This is a genomic window from Mucilaginibacter boryungensis, from assembly GCF_015221995.1.
GTDB lineage: Bacteria > Bacteroidota > Bacteroidia > Sphingobacteriales > Sphingobacteriaceae > Mucilaginibacter > Mucilaginibacter boryungensis.
Window position 1 is genome coordinate 1,956,621 of the sequence record NZ_JADFFM010000001.1, and the last position, 17,230, is coordinate 1,973,850.

The following is a 17,230-nucleotide window of genomic DNA, read 5'->3' on the forward strand; positions in this document are numbered from 1 at the left end:
AAAACATTTCTTAAATAAATGAATATTCACTTATATTTGTGACGATTAACTATGCGTACAAGAAATATTGATAAGGAACAGTTGGTAAAGCAAAAGGCCATTGAAAGTATTGTTAAATATGGTTTTGAGGGCTTTAGTATGAATAAACTGGCAAAGGCCTGCGGTATATCAGTAGCCACGCTATACATTTATTACAAGGACCGGGACGATTTGATTTTAAGTATAGCGCTGGAGGAAGGCGATAAAATGGGCGATGCGATGATAAAAAGCCTGGACCCGGAAAGCTCATTTGAAGAAGGGTTGAGGGTACAATGGAAGAATCGTTATAAGTATATGATTGAAAACCCTTTGCTGGGGAATTTTTTTGATCAGATACGAAGTTCGAGCTACCAGGTACAGTTTGCAGATATTTTTCTGAAAAAGTTTAAATCCATTGTGGGGCGATTTATGGAGAATGTGGTAGCGAGGGGAGAAATTGATGAGATGCCATTTGAAGTTTACTGGTCGATAGCTTTTTCGCCTTTGTATGCATTAATAAAATTCCATATGGAAGGGACAAGTGTAGGGGGGAAGCCATTTACTATGACAGATGAAATACTTTGGAAAACATTTGATCTGGTGGTTAAGGCTTTAAAGAACTAATATTTTTTTTGAATTTAAATAAATGAATATTTATTTATGAACAATTTTGATCACATACTCATATTTAAAACAAACATACAATCGGCCAGGGATAAACTGGTATTGCACGAATTATTGGACAATGATAATGCCATAAGCGAGTGGAGCATAGATATGGAAGATGAAGATTGTGTGCTGCGTGTAGTAACATATTCGCTTCAGCATTATCAAATTATCGATCTGTTAAATGCCAAAGGCTATCTGTGCTGCGAATTAATTTAAACTAACACAACTATGGAACAACAAAAACAAGAAATGATACCTTTTACCGGCTACCAAAAATTAGTGATATTTTTGTTAGCCATTACACAATTTACAGTAATATTGGATTTTATGGTAATGTCGCCGCTGGGCGATATGCTGATGAAATCCATGAACCTTAAACCCTCTGCCTTTGGCGTGGCCGTATCGGCTTATGCATTTAGTGCGGGTATATCCGGGCTGCTCACAGCCGGCTTTGCTGATAAATTCGATCGGAAAAAGCTATTGCTGTTTTTTTATATCGGCTTTATTGCAGGCAGCGTATTCTGTGGATTATCGCAAACCTATGTACAATTGGTAGCCTCCCGTATTATCACCGGGCTGTTTGGCGGCGTTATTGGTTCCATTTCTATGGCCATCATAACCGATCTGTTTGCTTTACAACAACGCGGGCGCGTAATGGGATTTCTGCAAATGGGTTTCGGCGCCAGCCAGGTTTTAGGTATCCCAATTGGTTTATACCTGGCTAATTTAATGGGTTGGGAAGCACCGTTTTTTATGGTAGCAGGGCTGGCAATTATCGTCGCCATTATTATTATGATTAAAATGGCCCCTATTGTTAAACACCTGGAAATTCAGCGCGACAAATCAGCTTTTGTTCACTTGTGGCATACCGTTGCAAAACGCGATTATCGCATTGGTTTTACCGCAACAGCGTTATTATCAATAGGTGGTTTTATGATGATGCCTTTTGGCAGCGCCTTTGCTATTAATAACCTGGGGATAACTAACGAACAATTACCGGTATTATTTATGATATCGGGTGTAAGCTCGTTATTTATTATGCCGGTGATAGGTCGCTTAAGTGATAAAATAAGCAAGTTTAAACTATTTGTGGGGGCATCAATATGGATGATGGTGATGTGTGTGGTCTATACTAATCTATCGGTTACTCCTTTCTTTTTAGTGATTGTATTAAATATTTTGATGATGATGGGGATCATGAGCCGTATGATACCTTCATCGGCTCTGACCAGCGCCGTGCCGGATATGGCCGACCGTGGCGCCTTTATGAGCATTAACTCATCACTACAGCAAATTGCCGGGGGCATAGCAGCCGCGGTTTCAGGAATAATAGTTGTTCAGCCATTTAAGGGGGCGCCGCTTCAAAATTATAATATTGTGGGCTATGTAATTGTAGGTATTTCCGTTATTAGCATGTTGCTTATGTCACGTGTTAGCGAACTTGTCCGCAAAAAAACAGCTAATAAACCAGCTGCCGTAAAAGAAGGGGATGTAGTTATCAGTGAGGGGTTTTAATAGCTTACCACAGAAAAACAAAGCCCCGTAATTTAATTGCAGGGCTTTGTTGATTTTAGGATACTGTACTTCGGTATAAATATTTTTCTTGTAAAAACACGGGCAACTATACTGCAAAAATTGCCGTAATAACTTTAAGTAATACCAATGCTTAAAGCATTTTATGAGGCAATTCATAACGTCACTATTTAAAATACTAACCCCTAACGAGAAAAACCGTTTGTTTATAATGGCCGGTTTCGACCTGCTGATGGGTTTGGCTGACGTGGTTTTTCTGATAGCTTTGGTATTTATCATCCGGGTGTATACCAGTGGTGTACCGGTTTCTTCCTCCCTAACTTATTATAGCGCGCTTGCTAATGCCAACCCCATAACAGTTACCGGGTTATTCCTGTTGCTGTTTTTTATTAAAAATATGGCTGGCGTATGGCTGTCAAAAAAACAACATAGTTTTGTTTATAGTGTAGCATCCCGCTTGTCGGGCGACCATATAAACAACTACTTACAAGGAAGTTATACCGATTTTGTTAATGTAGATTCATCAGTCCGTATCAGGCAAATAGGGCAGGTGCCTATTGAATTTGGTCATTACGTACTAACCAATTTTCAGCAGATCATTGCGCAGGGGGTATTGATCTTTTTCACCGTTGCGGCAATACTGCTGTATCATCCGGTTTTATTTGTTTTATTACTTATACTGTTATTTCCACCGGTTGTATTGCTGGGCTGGTTTATTAAAGGCAAGCTTAAAAGCGTCCGCGCGCAAATAAAAGAATGCAGCGCCAGGGTGATCCAATATTTACAGGAATCATTATCAGGTTATGTGGAGAGTAATATCTATCATAAAAACAGCTTTTTTGTAAACCGTTATTCCCGGCAACAATCTCAGCTAAACCAAACACTGGCCGCACAGCAAACCTTACAAGGCATGTCATCGCGGTTTGTAGAGGTTTTTGCCCTGCTGGGCTTTTTTATCCTTATTGTTATCAATAAATGGTTTGGCGGTAAAACAACTATCGATGTGCTGACCATCGGCATATTTATGGCGGCAGCCTACAAAATTATTCCGGGCGTGGTAAAAATACTAAACTGTGCTGGGCAAATGCGTACGTATAGCTTTACGTTACAGCAACTATCCGGTACACATTCTACTACCATGCCCGAACCTGCAATAGCCGATACCCCCATTCAAAATATCAGCTTTAGTAATGTAGTATTTGGGTACAATGGCAACCCGGTAATCCGCGACTTAAGTTTTGAAGTAAATACCGGCGATTTTGCGGCTATCTCGGGTATATCCGGGCGTGGGAAAACTACTATTATTAACCTGTTATTAGGGTTTTTAAAGGAAGATGCAGGCACTATTCTTATAAATGATAAACCCGTTGATATGAAGCAGCGGCAAGTCTATTGGAACAGGATAGTTTACGTAAAGCAGCAAAGCTTTTTTATGAACGACACCATCTTAAAAAACATCACCCTGAGTGACGAAGGCTATAATGAAGATAATTTAAACGAAGCCTTGCACATTAGCGGGTTAGACATGTTTTTAAACGAATACCCCGAAGGAGTGCATAAAATGATACACGAACACGGTAAAAATATTAGCGGCGGCCAGCGCCAGCGGATAGCTTTAGCACGTGCCCTTTATCACGAGTGTGATCTATTGATCCTGGACGAACCCTTCAGTGAAATAGATGAAGCTGCCGGGCGGCAAATACTCAACAGGATCAGGAATGTTAAGCACGATAAAATAGTGCTATTTATAACGCATAATAAAACCAGTTTATCATTTTGTAATAAAACCATATCACCATATGCTGCCTAAGCCTCCCATATTGGTTATACTAACGCCCGGTTTCCCTGAAAGCGAAGCCGATACTACCTGCCTGCCTTTACAGCAGGCCCTGGTAAAAGCTATTAAGGAAGATCACCCGGGCATAAATCCGCAGGTGCTATCGTTTGAATACCCGTTCAAAGCCCGTAATTACACATACCATGGTGTCCCGGTACAGGCATTTGGTGGCAGGAACAAAGGGAAATTGTTCAGGCTATATAACTGGCTAAAGGTGTGGATGGCTTTGACCAAATTGAAAAAAGATTACGAAATAATTGGGCTGCTCAGCTTTTGGTTAGGCGAATGTGCTTTTATAGGCGAGCAGTTTGCAAGGCTGCACCGGCTTAAACATTATTGCTGGATGCTGGGACAGGATGCGCGGTTCGATAATAAATACTTTACCCTTGCAGGGATAGATAGCAACAGACTGGTGGCCATATCTGATTTTTTGGTAAGTAATATGGAAACCAATTATGATGTCACTCCTAAACATGTGATACCAGGTGGGATTGATCAATCGAAGTTTGAAGAGAACGATTGTGAGCGTACTATTGATATAATTGGGGTAGGCTCCTTGATCCCGCTAAAACAATATCATCTTTTTTTAGATGTAATTTGCCGGTTAAGACGCCGTTTTCCCAATATTAAAGCTGTAATATGCGGCGCAGGCCCCGAGCGGGCCAGGTTAATGCGTATGATCTATAAGCTGAAAATACAAACAAATGTTACCCTTGTTGAAGAACTGCCACACCCGCAGGTGTTGGCCATGATGCAGCAATCTAAAGTGCTTTTGCATACCAGTAATTATGAAGGCCTGGTAATGGTAGCACCCGAAGCTTTGGCTGCCGGAGCAAAGGTGGTAAGCCTGTTGCGCCTGATGGATAAAGATATCCCGAACTGGGAGATAGCTGAAAATACGCATGATGCAGCAGAAATAATTACCGGTATATTAACTGATGCCAATGTTGAATATACACCCGTAGTACCTTTTAAAATTGAAGATACCGCCGCGCAGTTTGTAAAACTTTATACCGAAAGCAATGTAGTAGCTATTTCGCGGAAACGGCTGGCAATAGCATTAAAAGATAAGGTAGCCTTATAGTGCGCTAATGTATATTCCCTTTTTGCAGAGGTATCTATCTGTTGGGTTTGTATTAAAGCGGTTAACACCCCCCCTGCATCGCCCGGCTCGAATAGCATGCCGCATTTGCCATTATCGGTTATCATTTTAAAGGAATCGATAGCAGTAACAATAGGTATACACCCGCAAGACATAGCTTCGCACAAGGCCGTTCCGCTGCCTTCATAAAAAGAGCACGAAATAATATAATCGGCGCTGTTATACCAGTACAAAAGATCGGCATGCGGCACCTGGCCAATTAATTTGATATTGTTTTTTTGGCTCGGATGTTTGGCTAACTCTATCAGGATATCCTCCAGCAATTCATCGGTTTGATAGATCATATAAAGTTTTGCGAGTGGCTGAACTGAAGCATATTGTAAAAAAGCCCTTACAGCGGTTAACGGATCTTTGTTTGCATTTAAACGGCCAACCCAAAGAAATACCGGCTGGCCTGCAACTGCTGTTTTAGATTGGGCAATTTCTTTATTGATAACTTTAAAATCTGACGATACTTCCATTACCTCGTGCAGCTTTTTAGCTGATGCCAGGTTGCCTTTTTGTACCCAGCGCAACCCCATTGGTTTTGAAGCAAACATATAAGCATGCACGCCACGGTCGGCTATGCGCTGCAGCTGTTTTTTTATACCGGTAAATGGCTGTTCTGCATGGTTTTGGACTATGATTTTTACATGCGGGCTTAACATTAAACGCAATTGTATTATCTGCAAAGGAAAATGCAAACCCTGTATAACTACTACATCAGGACTAAGGCTACGGATAAACCGGTGAAGTTTGGACGGAAAACGCCGTTCATGATTGCTGTAACGTTTAAAATAATATTTAACCCCGTTGTTTACGGCTTCGCCTTCATAATCAATCTGTTCAATACTAATCACCGTGTCGGTTACGGCCAGCGCTTCCAGGGTGCCCAAATAAAAACCGATATGCTTTATCCAGGCATGCGGGTCGGTAAATCCCGGGGAATATACATAGCTGGCAAAAACAAATTTCATTAGCGCAATATTGTGGTTGTTAACTGGCGGTAACCGGAAATTGTATATGGTGATGGTAGGCTTGTATCTGCTTCATTAATCCGGGTAAATCGCCATATACATACTTGTATACCTTGTTTATCATTATCTTACTATAACGGCTTTTATCAATACTATCCAACTGACTGTAAAGCATTTCATCAAACAGGCGGATATTCCCCTTGCTCATCACCAACAGAATGTCTGCCGGGTCTACATCAAACAAGCTGTTCATGGTGCTTTGACCGTTCTTTAAACGCGCCACCACTAAATCGGCATCGTTGCCGGGCGCAATTACACCGCTGTTTATGCCCCAAACCTTTGCCGGGTTGGTGGTTAAATTGGCCAATAGTTCTTTGTCCGACAGGTAGGTGGTTTTCCGGGCCTGGCGTATATGCTCCCAAATATTCCAGTCCCCGGTAAGGGTTGAATCCGTTCCGAAAATAATAGGCACATAATCTTTAAGCCGGTGAACAGGCGCGGTAGTGCCCAACAGGAAATAGTTTGATTGCGGGCACCATACCAGAGCTTTAAAGCTTCTGGCTTGTTTGGGGGTCATAGCTACCCCATGTATGCCAATTAATTCACGATGCAATAAATTCCAATGTATCAATTGTTCAATTTCATCGCAGGCAGCCTCGTCTGTGCCTTCGCCGGTATGTATAGCTACCCGGGCAGTTAATTTTAAGGGGTTATTCAGGCGGCGTTTCCAATGTTTTTCAAACCGTACCGAATGCAGCGACTGGCAATTTTGCATCACATTAATTGGTACGTCTTTTAATTCCAGTTCGTTACCGTGATTTACCACAGTTGTAACGCCGCAAAGCATGTTTTTATAAACACCCCATGCAGTACGCAAAGCAAGGGGGATATTCAATATGGCATCTATCTCCGGCTTATAGTAACGGTGTATATAATTACCCCACTCGGTATAATTATGATAGATATGGTGCCCTAATTGGGGGAAAAGGTTAAAGTCTAAATGATCGTGCGAGTTAATTAATCCAGGAAACACAATAGCATTATCAAAAACAAGTTTCGGGTGGTGTGCAGCGTGCACAGCGGTATCAGTTATCAGCCCATGGCTGATACTGATATTGCCGGCTTCATTACTGCCAACCCGATGAACATTGCTTAGTATCATGCCTCATGTTTAAAATGGAGACCGTAAATAATCGGCATTCCTTTAAATTTATCGTAAACGTGTAATGCGTTATTGCTTTCGTAGTAATGTTTTAATGTTTCATCAATAACTATTTGTTCCCTGTGTATTACTTTCCATTTTTTTGAACCTAATACAGCTTCTATTTCATCCAGCCGGTGTACAAAATTGCGCACTGCAATATGGCCATTGCCATGCTTAAACGTACGTTGCCCGCCCTTAGCCAAAGCATCCGGATGAAAGTCGGTGATCAGTATATCACCGCTGTTTTTAACAATGCGGCACCAGTTAAGCAAGGCATCGTCCAGGTTTTTAATATGCGCCATGGTTAGGGTAGATACAACAACGTCAAAGGCATCGGTAGGTACATTCGGCATGCGGTCGCTAATTATCTGGTGGGCTTCCGATTCGGGGAACTTTTGTTTCAGTTTGCTCAACATCCCCACAGAAACGTCAAAGCCTGCCAGTTCCAAAGGTTGGCGTCGCATTATTTTAGGCCAATGACGCCCTGTTCCACAACCAATATCGGCAATTTTCTTTCCTTTTATATCGGTACGCGCCAGCATGCGGCTAAATATGATCTCATCCAGATCGAGCATTAAGTTGCCCGGCTGGTTATCGTAGTTTTCAGACCATATATCGTATGCCGTGCCCGCCTCGGTTTCGGGGATGTAGGGGTTTAATAAACGCTTGGGTATAAACCGTCTTAATTGTTGCAGCATAACAATGTTATTGTGAATAATAAGAATACGGTTTAACGATTGTAATGGTTGCTTAGCAGGCTTTATTTACGCACAAAGGCAACCTGCATAGCCCAGGCGGCGTAATTATAAATGAGAATACACGACACCCGGACCATTGTATGAACAAGATCATATTATTTAACCCCCTTAGCGCTGTTGCCAAGCACCGTATACCCAACTCGTTAATGAATATTGCCGCATCGGTAGAAGGTAAGTATGACTGGGTTATTGTTGATGGCAATTGCGAGACCGACCCATTACAGAAAATACAAAGCTACCTGTATACAGGCGAATATAAATATATAGGCGTTACCGTAATGCCCGGGCCGCAATTAAAGCAGGCCACACCGGTGTGTAAAGCTATTAAAGCTAAAAACCCGCAGGTGAAAGTAATTTGGGGGGGCTATTTTCCATCTACCCAGCCCGATACTGTGCTGTGTTCGGGCTATGTGGATTTTATTATTAACGGCCCCGGCGATCACGCTTTCCCCTTGCTGATAGATGCATTGGAAAATGGCACGCCCTACGAGTTCATAAAAAACATTATTTACAAAACCGATACCGGTATTGTTAAAAATGGTAAAGAAGATTTGATAGACCAGGAAACCCTGCCGCCATTACCTTACGATAAACTGGATACGATGTATCCGATAAAAAAATATCTGGGCCGCACTTACCTGGGCGAAAAAACGCTGGCTTACCATTCAAGCATAGGTTGCCCATTCACCTGTTCATTTTGCGCGGTAGTGCCTATTTACGAGGCCAGGTGGAAAGCCAAATCGGCACAAACCGTTTATAAGGATATTAAATACATTAAAGATAAATGGGGCGCCGATGCTATTGAATTTCATGATAATAACTTTTTTGTATCGGAAAAACGTGCGGTTGAATTTGCCAGGCTGATAGCGCCTGAAAAAATGTCGTGGTGGGGCATGGCGCGTATTGATACCATGGATAAATTTAGCGACGCATCGTTACAAGCGATCAGGGACGGCGGCTGTAAGATCATATTCTTTGGTGCGGAAAGCGGCAATAACGATATTCTGGAACAACTGGATAAAGGCGGTACCCAAACCGGCGACCAGATCATCCGTTTTGCCGAGCGGTTGAAGAAGTTTGATATCATCCCCGAATACTCGTTTGTATTAGGCACACCCGCACCGACACCCGAAAAGGTACAGGCGCAGATTGATTTTGAAATAGAATTTATTAAGAAAGTAAAAGCGGTAAACCCCAATACCGAAATAGTAATTTATACCTACAGTCCTGTACCGACTGAAGGCTCGGAACTGTTTAAGCAGGTTTTGGATGCCGGCTTTAAATTCCCGCAGACACTGGAAGATTGGGTTAGCCCGGCCTGGGAAAATTTTGATATGCGCAAAAACCCTTTAACGCCATGGCTTACGCCTGAGATGATAAATAAGATAAGAAATTTTGAGACGGTGCTGAATGGGGTATACCCAACCGTAACTGATATTAAACTTAACGATTTAAAACGCCGGTCGATACGGTTTGTGTCTGCAATAAGGTATAAAGCAAGTTTGTACAAATACCCATACGAGATAAAGCTATTACAACGGTTTTGGAAATACCGCCAGCCGGAGATACAGGGTTTTTAGTTAACATGAACTTTTAGAAATGCAAAGCCCCGAATTAATTGAAACGGATTTTGAGCAGCTTTACCTTGCCGTAAGGGCATATGAAGGGCGTGTATATACCGATGCCGAAGTTAGTCGGTTACCGGATGTTGATACTACCCATAAATACTACAACGAGTGGCTTATACGTAAGCATTCAGCTAAAAGATTGATAAGTTATTTACAAAAGAAAAATAGGCCGTTGGCTATATTGGAAGTAGGTTGCGGTAATGGCTGGTTAGCGGCAAAACTGGCTGATATCCCCGGTGCAAAAGTGACAGGGATTGATATTAACCAGGTAGAAATAAGCCAGGCTATGTGGGTTTTTAAAAAAGATAACCTGCAGTTTGTTAATGATAGTTTGGATGGCGATGTGATCGGTCATATGCGTTTTGATGTCATCGTTTTTGCGGCGGTACTACCTTATTTCTCCGCTGCGCAAGCTATCCTTAAAACGGCGCTCGGTCGTTTAAATCCGCATGGAGAAATACATATTATCGATACGCATTTTTATGGGCCGGGCGAAGTTTACGGAGCCATAAAGCGTTGCGCTGACTACTATCAGGCAATGGGGTTTCCACAAATGGCAGATCTGTACCATCACCATACTTTAAATATATTAACCGGTTTTAACTACGAGGTTTTGTTTGATCCGGGCAGCATTTTTAACCGAGTGGCCAAAAGAGGGCCGTTCTATTGGATCTGTATAAAGAAATAGCACTATGGGGCAGTCGTTACAACATACCTGGAGAAGATACCGCACGTTGCAAACACATGCTATAAAAGCATTGCCTATTGTAATATTAATGCCCCATAGCGCCTGCAATTGCCGTTGTGTAATGTGCGATATATGGAAGGATAACCGCAACCTGAAGCAACTTACCGAAGATGATATTAAAGGTTTACTGGTTTCGCTGAAAGCTTTTGGTACACAACAGGTAGTGATGTCGGGTGGTGAAGCTTTACTGAACCCTAATTTTTTTAACCTGTGTACAATTCTTAAAAAGCAGGGCATAAAAATAACGCTGCTATCAACAGGGTTATCCATCGAAAAAAATGCCCCGCAGTTACTAAAACTGGTAAATGACCTGATCGTATCCTTAGATGGTGATGAAGTTTTGCACGATGCCATCCGTAATATACCCATGGCATTCAAACGGTTAAAAGCAGGGGTGGGGCACATTAAAACGATCAACCCGGATTATCGCATTACCGGTCGTACGGTTATCCACCGGCTTAATTTTCGTAACTGGCCAAACATTATTAAGGAGGCTAAAGAAATGGGTTTAAACCAGATCAGCTTCCTACCTGCCGATGTAAGCAGTCATGCTTTTAACCGCCAAACGGCATGGAGCGAACCAAAGCAGCACGAGATATTATTAAGCGAACAGGATTTGCCGGAACTGCAAGCCATAATAGATCAAATACTTGTGGAATATAAAACCGAGTTCAGGAACGGTTTTATTGCCGAACCGCCTTTAAAAATTCAGGCTATACACGATTATTATGCCGCATTTTACCAACATAACCCTTTCCCCTATAAAAAATGTAATGCACCCTGGGTATCAACAGTTATTGAAGCCGATGGCAGCGTAAGGCCCTGCTTTTTTTTGGATACGATTGGCAATATACATGACACATCCTTAACCGAAATACTGAACAGCCCCGAAGCCGTAAACTTTAGGAAAACGCTTGATATGGATAAAAATGCCGCCTGTATAAAATGTGTTTGCTCGCTTAATTTACCGCCGCGTATGAACCCGGTTGTTTAACTATAGGTAAGCAACCAGTATACTTTAATTAACGTAATTGATATAGTGAAACAGCACAGCATACTTTTTAGTCACTCGTATTTTATGCGGTTCGACCCAAAGCAATGGGCGACGGGCAAGCCCTATCCACCATTGGGGACACTATATGCTGCTGCGTTAATGCGCCAGCAAGGTTACCAGGTTTCGCTGTTCGATACGATGTTTTTGAGCAATGCTGAAGAAGTATTAGCAGCCATTGAAACTAACAAACCGCAATTTTTTGTTGTGTACGATGATGGTTTTAATTATCTGACTAAAATGTGCCTCACCAACATGCGTGAAGCGGCATTCCATATGTGTAAACTGGCCAAACAACAAGGCTGCACAGTTATAGTTTCCAGCTCGGATAGTACAGATCATTATAAAGAGTACCTTGATGAGGGTGCCGATTTTGTGATCATCGGTGAGGCTGAGCAGACATTATTGGAACTGATTGATGCTTTGAGCGAGGAAATGACAATGGCCGAAGATATTTTAGGTTTGGCTTACAAGAATGAGGGGCAATTTGTAAAAACCCAGCCGCGACCGGTAATGAAAGACCTGGACGTACTACCATTACCTGCCTGGGACTTGGTTAACATGCAGCAATACAAAGATACCTGGCTAAAAAGCTCGGGCTACTTTTCGCTGAATATGAATACCACACGGGGATGCCCGTTTAAATGTAACTGGTGTGCCAAACCAATTTACGGCAGCAGATATAACACCCGCAGCGTAGCCCATGTGGTAGAAGAATTAAAACTACTGATCAATCACTACGGTGCCGAACACATTTGGTTTAGTGATGACATATTCGGACTGAAGCCCGGTTGGGTGCCTGAATTTGCAAAACAAGTAGCTGCTGCAAGTCTGAAATTCAGGTTTAAGATACAATCCCGCGCCGACTTGCTTTTACAGGATGATCAGATAGCGGCCCTCGCAGCTGCCGGTTGTGAAAACGTTTGGATAGGAGCGGAAAGCGGTTCACAAAAAGTGTTGGACGCTATGGATAAAGGCACAACTATCGAACAGATCCATCAGTCAACCAAATTGATGAAGAAGTACGGCATTAAACCATCATTCTTTATCCAGTTCGGTTACCCTGGAGAAACCAAAGAAGACATTGCTTTAACTATAGCCATGATAAACCAGCTGCTGCCGTTTGAAATTGGCATATCCGTATCTTACCCATTGCCGGGTACCGCTTTTTACGAGCGCGTAAAAGCCGATCTGAAAACCAAAAGCAACTGGACAGATTCGGACGAGATGGCGCTGATGTTTAGTAACACTTTCCCGCCGTCCTACTATAAACAACTGCACAAATATGTGCATAGTAATTACCATCAGCATTTGGCGCGCAATAGCTTTGCTAACCTGATAAGTAACCCCTTCAAGGCCGATATTAAAGCCATCAGAAAGGCTTTATCAGTGCTGTATTATATGCCGGCTACCATGTTTCAGAAATTTAAACTTAACCAAACCGAACGCTCATGGTGAGCGATAACCTCACGCACGAATTGTTGGCCGGCGATGCTTTTACGCGTCAGTCGGTTATTTTTGATGAGTTATACTCATCAAACACTATCGTTACTTACAAGCGCGACAGGGTGCGCAGCCATATCCTGCAATACCTGAAACCTGGTAGTAATATTTTAGAATTGAATAGCGGAACAGGGGAAGATGCGCTGTTTTTTGCCAGCCAGGGCTATTATGTGCATGCTACTGATATATCAACAGGTATGCAGCAGGTATTGAAAGAAAAGATAGAAAAAGCCGGAAAAACAACTATGGTGAGCACAGAACTATGTTCGTTCACCAAACTGGAACAATTAACAGCGCGCGGCCCTTACGATGCCATATTTTCAAACTTTGGCGGCCTTAACTGTACAGGTGAGCTGGATAAAGTGCTTGCCTCGCTGCCATCGCTATTGAAACCAGGGGGGACGGCAACTCTTGTTATTATTCCTGGTTTTTGCCTTTGGGAAGCCTTACTGATATTTAAGGGCAAGTTTAAAACGGCTACACGGCGGTTCTTTAGTAAAAACGGGCGCACAGCGCATATTGAAGGCCAATATTTTAAATGCTGGTACTACAACCCGGCTTACATAATAAAAAATAGCAGGCAATACTTTAACTGTTTAAGTATTGAAGGTTTATGCACTATTGTACCACCATCGTACATAGAAGGTTTCGCTGAAAAGCATCCGGCAAAATTCAACTGGCTTAAGAAATGGGAAAATAAAATGAAGGGTACCTGGCCGTGGCGCACTATGGGCGATTATTTTATTATCACCCTGCAAAAAAAGCACTGATCTTAATAAACCATGCTGCTTTCGCGGTTTTGAAACAGGCACGCTATTTTATCATTATATCGGCCCACTAACTTTTTCTGAAATTCAACAGGGTGCGGTTTTGCGCAATGCTTTTCGGCGCTCATACTTAAGACTATTCCATGTGCATTCAGGCGCTTTTCAATGGTTTTTTTGCTCCAACGGCTGCCGGTTATTTTCATTAATATCCTGTCGAAAAAGTCGCCTACATGGTTGTTGAATAGTGACTCTACCGCGTTTTTTAATGCATTGTTTTTTACTGACTGGGCTGACGATAAACGGAGGTAATTGTTAGGTAAATACTCCTGTGTCCAAGCGTTAGCTGCAAAAAACTGATCGAATATGGCATCGCCTTGTAACGGTATCAGAGTAACTACTTCAGTGGCGGTATAAATGTTTTTTTCTGTTATCTGCATTTGCTGCTCATCCACATAGTAGTTCATGCAAAAATAATGTTGCTTATTTATCAGGAAAGTAAGTTTTTTAAAGGCATGCATTATAGTGCGTGCTATCCATAATCGGTTTTTGGCTGTAATAATAAACAGATCGATATCCGATTTATCATCAGCATAATTTTTTGATAACGAGCCTGAAATAGCGATACCTCTTACATAGGGAAAGCGGATAAGCAATTCGCTCACCCTGCGGGCTGTCTTCATCAGTTCGGCGGCTTTTCGGTTGCCCATTATGCGCCGGTCAACTAAACCATGATCATTCTTTAGCGTATAAAAATTATCAAACTTATATATGGCCTGGCTTACCACCAAATATTGCAGGGCAACATCAAAATCCTGCTGACGATATTTTTGCTGCAGGAACAGGAATATCTCTACACGCGTTAACGGGTAATTAAACATATCGAAATACGCGAGTGTAGCTAAAATATTTTTGTTGATCTCTGTCAAGGTGTTTTGATGTTTATGCGTCTGATCACTACGTTCTTAAAGAGGTATATTGTTTAGTGTTATACCTGTAATGATGACGGAACAAAAGAGGCTTTGGTTGCCAGCAACTGTAAATATTTAAGGAATATTTATTTACTTTTTAACGGGCTTTTTCCCGTTCAGAAAAGACAAAGAATGAAAAGAACAAACTATAGAAATAAATCCCTTTCTCCGCGTGAAGCAAACTCTCTGATACTGAAACAACAACAATAGTAAGCAGGAAGATAAAGAAAAGCATATCGCGTTGTCTGAAGGCTATTTCGAAGCCGAAATATAGTGTACTCAAGTAAATCAATAAACCAATAATACCGGTAGTAAGTAAGAAAGTAATGTATTGATTATGCGCATTAAGCCTGTTTACAAAAGAGATATACATTTTTTTCTCGAAATATTTGTCGGCCAGTATAGGTAGTTCGGCACCGGCGCCATAGCCGACTATTGGGTTTTTAACGGCCACCTCAAGCGCAGCCTGCCATCTTACAACACGTGGTTCTACATTTTCATAATCGGTAAATTTTGACAGATCTGTTTCCAGGCCGGTAACATAGCGTTGTTTAAAACTGTTAATGCTTAATGCACCGCCCACAACTATTACTGTAATAACCGAGCTGACTAATACATACCTCATCTGTTTACGGGCGGATATAATAAAATAAGGGACGGCCACCAGCATACCAAGCAACACTACAATAAATATAGCTTTGGACCCTAACTGAATTATCCCAGCAAGCAATATTAAGGAGGTAAGGATATATACGGCTTTGGTTAAAAAGTTTTGTTGTTTTAATAGCCTGATGACTATATAAAAAAATGCTATCACTACCTGCATTGAAAAAAAGGTAGCATGTATACCAATAGGTGCGCTGAATTTGTGATTGATAAAAGTTTCAGAAAAAATGACTTTTACCGGGAGTTTAAAGTAATGTATAACGTACAATGCATACAGGTACAGATAAACAATTGTGGCGGCAGAAACAATGGAAAATATCAGCAGCAAATTATCCCGGTATTTGCGAAAATTGAACGATGTAAGGGAAAAAAATACAGGGAATAGCAAAATGGTTAGCTGTCGTGTAATATCATCTCCTGCTTTTGCCGGATATGCTGTATAAGTTAAACTGATAAGTGTTACAAAAAAGATGGCTTGCATAATTCCTGTCCTTAGGGTAGCTAACTGTTTAATCCTGTCTTTTTGTAGATGGAACAGGGTATGCAGCGCAAAACTGATAAATATAATGTGGCTGTAAAACTGATCGAACGGAAGCACGGCCAACATTAGCGCCAGATGATAGTAGCTTATCTGGTTAGATAAGGTGTCCTTAATCAGCAATAACTGTTTCATGGGGTTGGGCGCTATGGGGTATTACTGCCTGGTAAGCTTTTAATGTTTCTTCGGCTGTTTTTTGCCAGGTAAAGTTTTCCAAAATTCTATAATATAATTCTTTATTGTAAGCCGCCTGGCTTGCTTCGTCTACCGCTTTATAAATACTTTCAGGTGATGATGGATCGCAATAGAAGGCGTAATCTTCAAAATAATACTGTGTGTCACCTTTATTGGTTATTACAATATTGCAGCCCATGGCTGCTGCTTCAAGTGTGCTTAGTCCGGTGGTTTCAAACCAACTGGGTAGCGCATGTACTTTGGCCCAGCGGTAGTGTTCAACCAACTGTTTCAGCGGCAGGTAATCAATAAATTCAATATTGGCGGCTGCTATTTTACGGCACTGGGCATAATAATCTAATTGGTTGGGGGCTGGTTTGCCTACAACTACCACTTTAAAGCGAGTGTTATTTAAAGCTTTAATTAAATTAAGCTGGTTTTTATTGCCTTCAATCCGGGCTACACATAGTACCATATCAGGGTACTTATCAGTATCAGGGGAGTTAAATGTAGCCTGTTCAACCCCATTGGGGATAACCCGGTATTTTGCTGTTAAGCCATACTGTTCAACCAACCTTTCATATTCTGACGGCGAATTGGGTAACAATATGGCTGCTCCTTTAATCAGTTCTTTTATGCATCTGCGCTGCCCTTTCCATATAAACTCCTTACTGGCCAGGTAATCCTTACCCAGCAGACACCGGGCTATGGTTTTAATATATTCAATCGCATCTGCTGAAAAAAACTTTAACAAGCGACCGGCACCGCGGCGGAAATACTTATCATACTCACTATGATCTAACAGTATGGTTGAAATTACATAGGGCTTATTCGATGCCTTACTATGCCGCAACATATCGGCAGGGCGGGGGATGTTAAAAAAGTGCAACAGGTCATACTCATCATAATTAATAACCTCATTTGAAAGTTTTACATCCACTTCAACATCAAGTGTACGCAAATGCTCAGCAGTTTTTAATACCTGGACGGTATCTCCTCCGCGCCCTGTATAGGCTGTAGATCGGGTAATAAATACAATTTTCATTGGCA

16 protein-coding genes are annotated in these 17,230 nt (G+C 41.7%); 10 read left to right on the forward strand and 6 right to left on the reverse strand.

The window, feature by feature from the left end:
- Positions 1 to 51 precede the first annotated feature (51 nt).
- From IRJ18_RS08225 to IRJ18_RS08245, 5 genes are all read left to right on the forward strand, one after another.
- On the forward strand, positions 52 to 642 hold the full coding sequence (locus IRJ18_RS08225) for a TetR/AcrR family transcriptional regulator (RefSeq protein WP_194105708.1): 591 nt from the start codon (positions 52 to 54) through the stop codon (positions 640 to 642).
- Positions 643 to 678: 36 nt separating this feature from the next.
- Complete coding sequence (locus IRJ18_RS08230; protein ID WP_194105709.1) at positions 679 to 903, forward strand: hypothetical protein; 225 nt, start codon at positions 679 to 681, stop codon at positions 901 to 903.
- 12 nt (positions 904 to 915) lie between these two features.
- Entirely contained in the window at positions 916 to 2,202 is a 1,287-nt protein-coding gene (locus IRJ18_RS08235) for an MFS transporter (RefSeq protein ID WP_194105710.1), read from the forward strand.
- Between the two features lie 163 nt (positions 2,203 to 2,365).
- Positions 2,366 to 4,030, forward strand: a complete 1,665-nt coding sequence (locus IRJ18_RS08240; protein WP_194105711.1) for an ATP-binding cassette domain-containing protein — start codon at positions 2,366 to 2,368, stop codon at positions 4,028 to 4,030.
- On the forward strand, positions 4,020 to 5,141 hold the full coding sequence (locus IRJ18_RS08245) for a glycosyltransferase (RefSeq protein WP_194105712.1): 1,122 nt from the start codon (positions 4,020 to 4,022) through the stop codon (positions 5,139 to 5,141). The genes IRJ18_RS08240 and IRJ18_RS08245 overlap by 11 nt, the downstream gene beginning before the upstream one ends.
- Here the strand turns inward: IRJ18_RS08245 and IRJ18_RS08250 are convergent.
- From IRJ18_RS08250 to IRJ18_RS08260, 3 genes are read right to left on the reverse strand one after another with little or no spacing between them, the layout of a single operon-like run.
- Complete coding sequence (locus IRJ18_RS08250) at positions 5,066 to 6,175, reverse strand: glycosyltransferase family 4 protein (protein ID WP_194105713.1); 1,110 nt, start codon at positions 6,173 to 6,175, stop codon at positions 5,066 to 5,068. The two genes, IRJ18_RS08245 and IRJ18_RS08250, sit on opposite strands and share 76 nt — an antisense overlap.
- Before the next feature lie 19 nt (positions 6,176 to 6,194).
- On the reverse strand, positions 6,195 to 7,337 hold the full coding sequence (locus IRJ18_RS08255; RefSeq protein WP_194105714.1) for an amidohydrolase family protein: 1,143 nt from the start codon (positions 7,335 to 7,337) through the stop codon (positions 6,195 to 6,197).
- Positions 7,334 to 8,077 carry a class I SAM-dependent methyltransferase gene (locus IRJ18_RS08260; RefSeq protein WP_194105715.1) on the reverse strand — a complete coding sequence of 248 codons (744 nt, stop codon included), beginning with the start codon at positions 8,075 to 8,077 and terminating at the stop codon, positions 7,334 to 7,336. The genes IRJ18_RS08255 and IRJ18_RS08260 overlap by 4 nt, the downstream gene beginning before the upstream one ends.
- A gap of 140 nt (positions 8,078 to 8,217) precedes the next feature.
- Here IRJ18_RS08260 and IRJ18_RS08265 point away from each other — a divergent pair, with 140 nt between their 5' ends.
- The 5 genes from IRJ18_RS08265 to IRJ18_RS08285 are packed head-to-tail and all read left to right on the forward strand — an operon-like array spanning position 8,218 to position 13,837.
- A complete protein-coding gene (locus IRJ18_RS08265) occupies positions 8,218 to 9,717 on the forward strand; it encodes a B12-binding domain-containing radical SAM protein (RefSeq protein WP_194105716.1) in 1,500 nt (499 codons plus the stop codon).
- Positions 9,718 to 9,736: 19 nt separating this feature from the next.
- Positions 9,737 to 10,453 carry a class I SAM-dependent methyltransferase gene (locus IRJ18_RS08270; RefSeq protein WP_194105717.1) on the forward strand — a complete coding sequence of 239 codons (717 nt, stop codon included), beginning with the start codon at positions 9,737 to 9,739 and terminating at the stop codon, positions 10,451 to 10,453.
- Positions 10,454 to 10,457: 4 nt separating this feature from the next.
- On the forward strand, positions 10,458 to 11,507 hold the full coding sequence (locus tag IRJ18_RS08275; RefSeq protein ID WP_194105718.1) for a radical SAM protein: 1,050 nt from the start codon (positions 10,458 to 10,460) through the stop codon (positions 11,505 to 11,507).
- Between the two features lie 45 nt (positions 11,508 to 11,552).
- Positions 11,553 to 13,022: a B12-binding domain-containing radical SAM protein gene (locus IRJ18_RS08280; RefSeq protein WP_317174062.1), complete on the forward strand. Its 1,470-nt coding sequence runs from the start codon at positions 11,553 to 11,555 to the stop codon at positions 13,020 to 13,022.
- Positions 13,016 to 13,837 (forward strand): class I SAM-dependent methyltransferase, encoded by an 822-nt coding sequence (locus IRJ18_RS08285; protein WP_194105719.1) that lies wholly within the window; start codon positions 13,016 to 13,018, stop codon positions 13,835 to 13,837. The genes IRJ18_RS08280 and IRJ18_RS08285 overlap by 7 nt, the downstream gene beginning before the upstream one ends.
- Positions 13,838 to 13,839: 2 nt before the next feature.
- Here IRJ18_RS08285 and IRJ18_RS08290 read toward each other — a convergent pair whose 3' ends face one another.
- The 3 genes from IRJ18_RS08290 to IRJ18_RS08300 all read right to left on the reverse strand — a co-directional run bounded on the left by IRJ18_RS08290 (position 13,840) and on the right by IRJ18_RS08300 (position 17,225).
- Positions 13,840 to 14,760 (reverse strand): hypothetical protein, encoded by a 921-nt coding sequence (locus IRJ18_RS08290; protein ID WP_194105720.1) that lies wholly within the window; start codon positions 14,758 to 14,760, stop codon positions 13,840 to 13,842.
- A gap of 139 nt (positions 14,761 to 14,899) precedes the next feature.
- Positions 14,900 to 16,141 carry an O-antigen ligase family protein gene (locus IRJ18_RS08295; protein ID WP_194105721.1) on the reverse strand — a complete coding sequence of 414 codons (1,242 nt, stop codon included), beginning with the start codon at positions 16,139 to 16,141 and terminating at the stop codon, positions 14,900 to 14,902.
- The gene (locus IRJ18_RS08300; RefSeq protein WP_194105722.1) at positions 16,119 to 17,225 is read right to left on the reverse strand and encodes a glycosyltransferase family 4 protein; all 1,107 of its coding nucleotides are present in this window, start codon (positions 17,223 to 17,225) and stop codon (positions 16,119 to 16,121) included. The genes IRJ18_RS08295 and IRJ18_RS08300 overlap by 23 nt, the downstream gene beginning before the upstream one ends.
- Positions 17,226 to 17,230: the final 5 nt, after the last annotated feature.

What these genes read in the sequence shown, in the direction of transcription:
- IRJ18_RS08225 (WP_194105708.1), top strand. Translation starts at nt 52, where the DNA reads ATGCGTACAAGAAATATTGATAAGGAACAGTTGGTAAAGCAAAAGGCC.
- IRJ18_RS08230 (WP_194105709.1), top strand. Translation starts at nt 679, where the DNA reads ATGAACAATTTTGATCACATACTCATATTTAAAACAAACATACAATCG.
- IRJ18_RS08235 (WP_194105710.1), top strand. Translation starts at nt 916, where the DNA reads ATGGAACAACAAAAACAAGAAATGATACCTTTTACCGGCTACCAAAAA.
- IRJ18_RS08240 (WP_194105711.1), top strand. Translation starts at nt 2,366, where the DNA reads ATGAGGCAATTCATAACGTCACTATTTAAAATACTAACCCCTAACGAG.
- IRJ18_RS08245 (WP_194105712.1), top strand. Translation starts at nt 4,020, where the DNA reads ATGCTGCCTAAGCCTCCCATATTGGTTATACTAACGCCCGGTTTCCCT.
- IRJ18_RS08250 (WP_194105713.1), bottom strand. Translation starts at nt 6,175, where the DNA reads ATGAAATTTGTTTTTGCCAGCTATGTATATTCCCCGGGATTTACCGAC.
- IRJ18_RS08255 (WP_194105714.1), bottom strand. Translation starts at nt 7,337, where the DNA reads ATGATACTAAGCAATGTTCATCGGGTTGGCAGTAATGAAGCCGGCAAT.
- IRJ18_RS08260 (WP_194105715.1), bottom strand. Translation starts at nt 8,077, where the DNA reads ATGCTGCAACAATTAAGACGGTTTATACCCAAGCGTTTATTAAACCCC.
- IRJ18_RS08265 (WP_194105716.1), top strand. Translation starts at nt 8,218, where the DNA reads ATGAACAAGATCATATTATTTAACCCCCTTAGCGCTGTTGCCAAGCAC.
- IRJ18_RS08270 (WP_194105717.1), top strand. Translation starts at nt 9,737, where the DNA reads ATGCAAAGCCCCGAATTAATTGAAACGGATTTTGAGCAGCTTTACCTT.
- IRJ18_RS08275 (WP_194105718.1), top strand. Translation starts at nt 10,458, where the DNA reads ATGGGGCAGTCGTTACAACATACCTGGAGAAGATACCGCACGTTGCAA.
- IRJ18_RS08285 (WP_194105719.1), top strand. Translation starts at nt 13,016, where the DNA reads ATGGTGAGCGATAACCTCACGCACGAATTGTTGGCCGGCGATGCTTTT.
- IRJ18_RS08295 (WP_194105721.1), bottom strand. Translation starts at nt 16,141, where the DNA reads ATGAAACAGTTATTGCTGATTAAGGACACCTTATCTAACCAGATAAGC.
- IRJ18_RS08300 (WP_194105722.1), bottom strand. Translation starts at nt 17,225, where the DNA reads ATGAAAATTGTATTTATTACCCGATCTACAGCCTATACAGGGCGCGGA.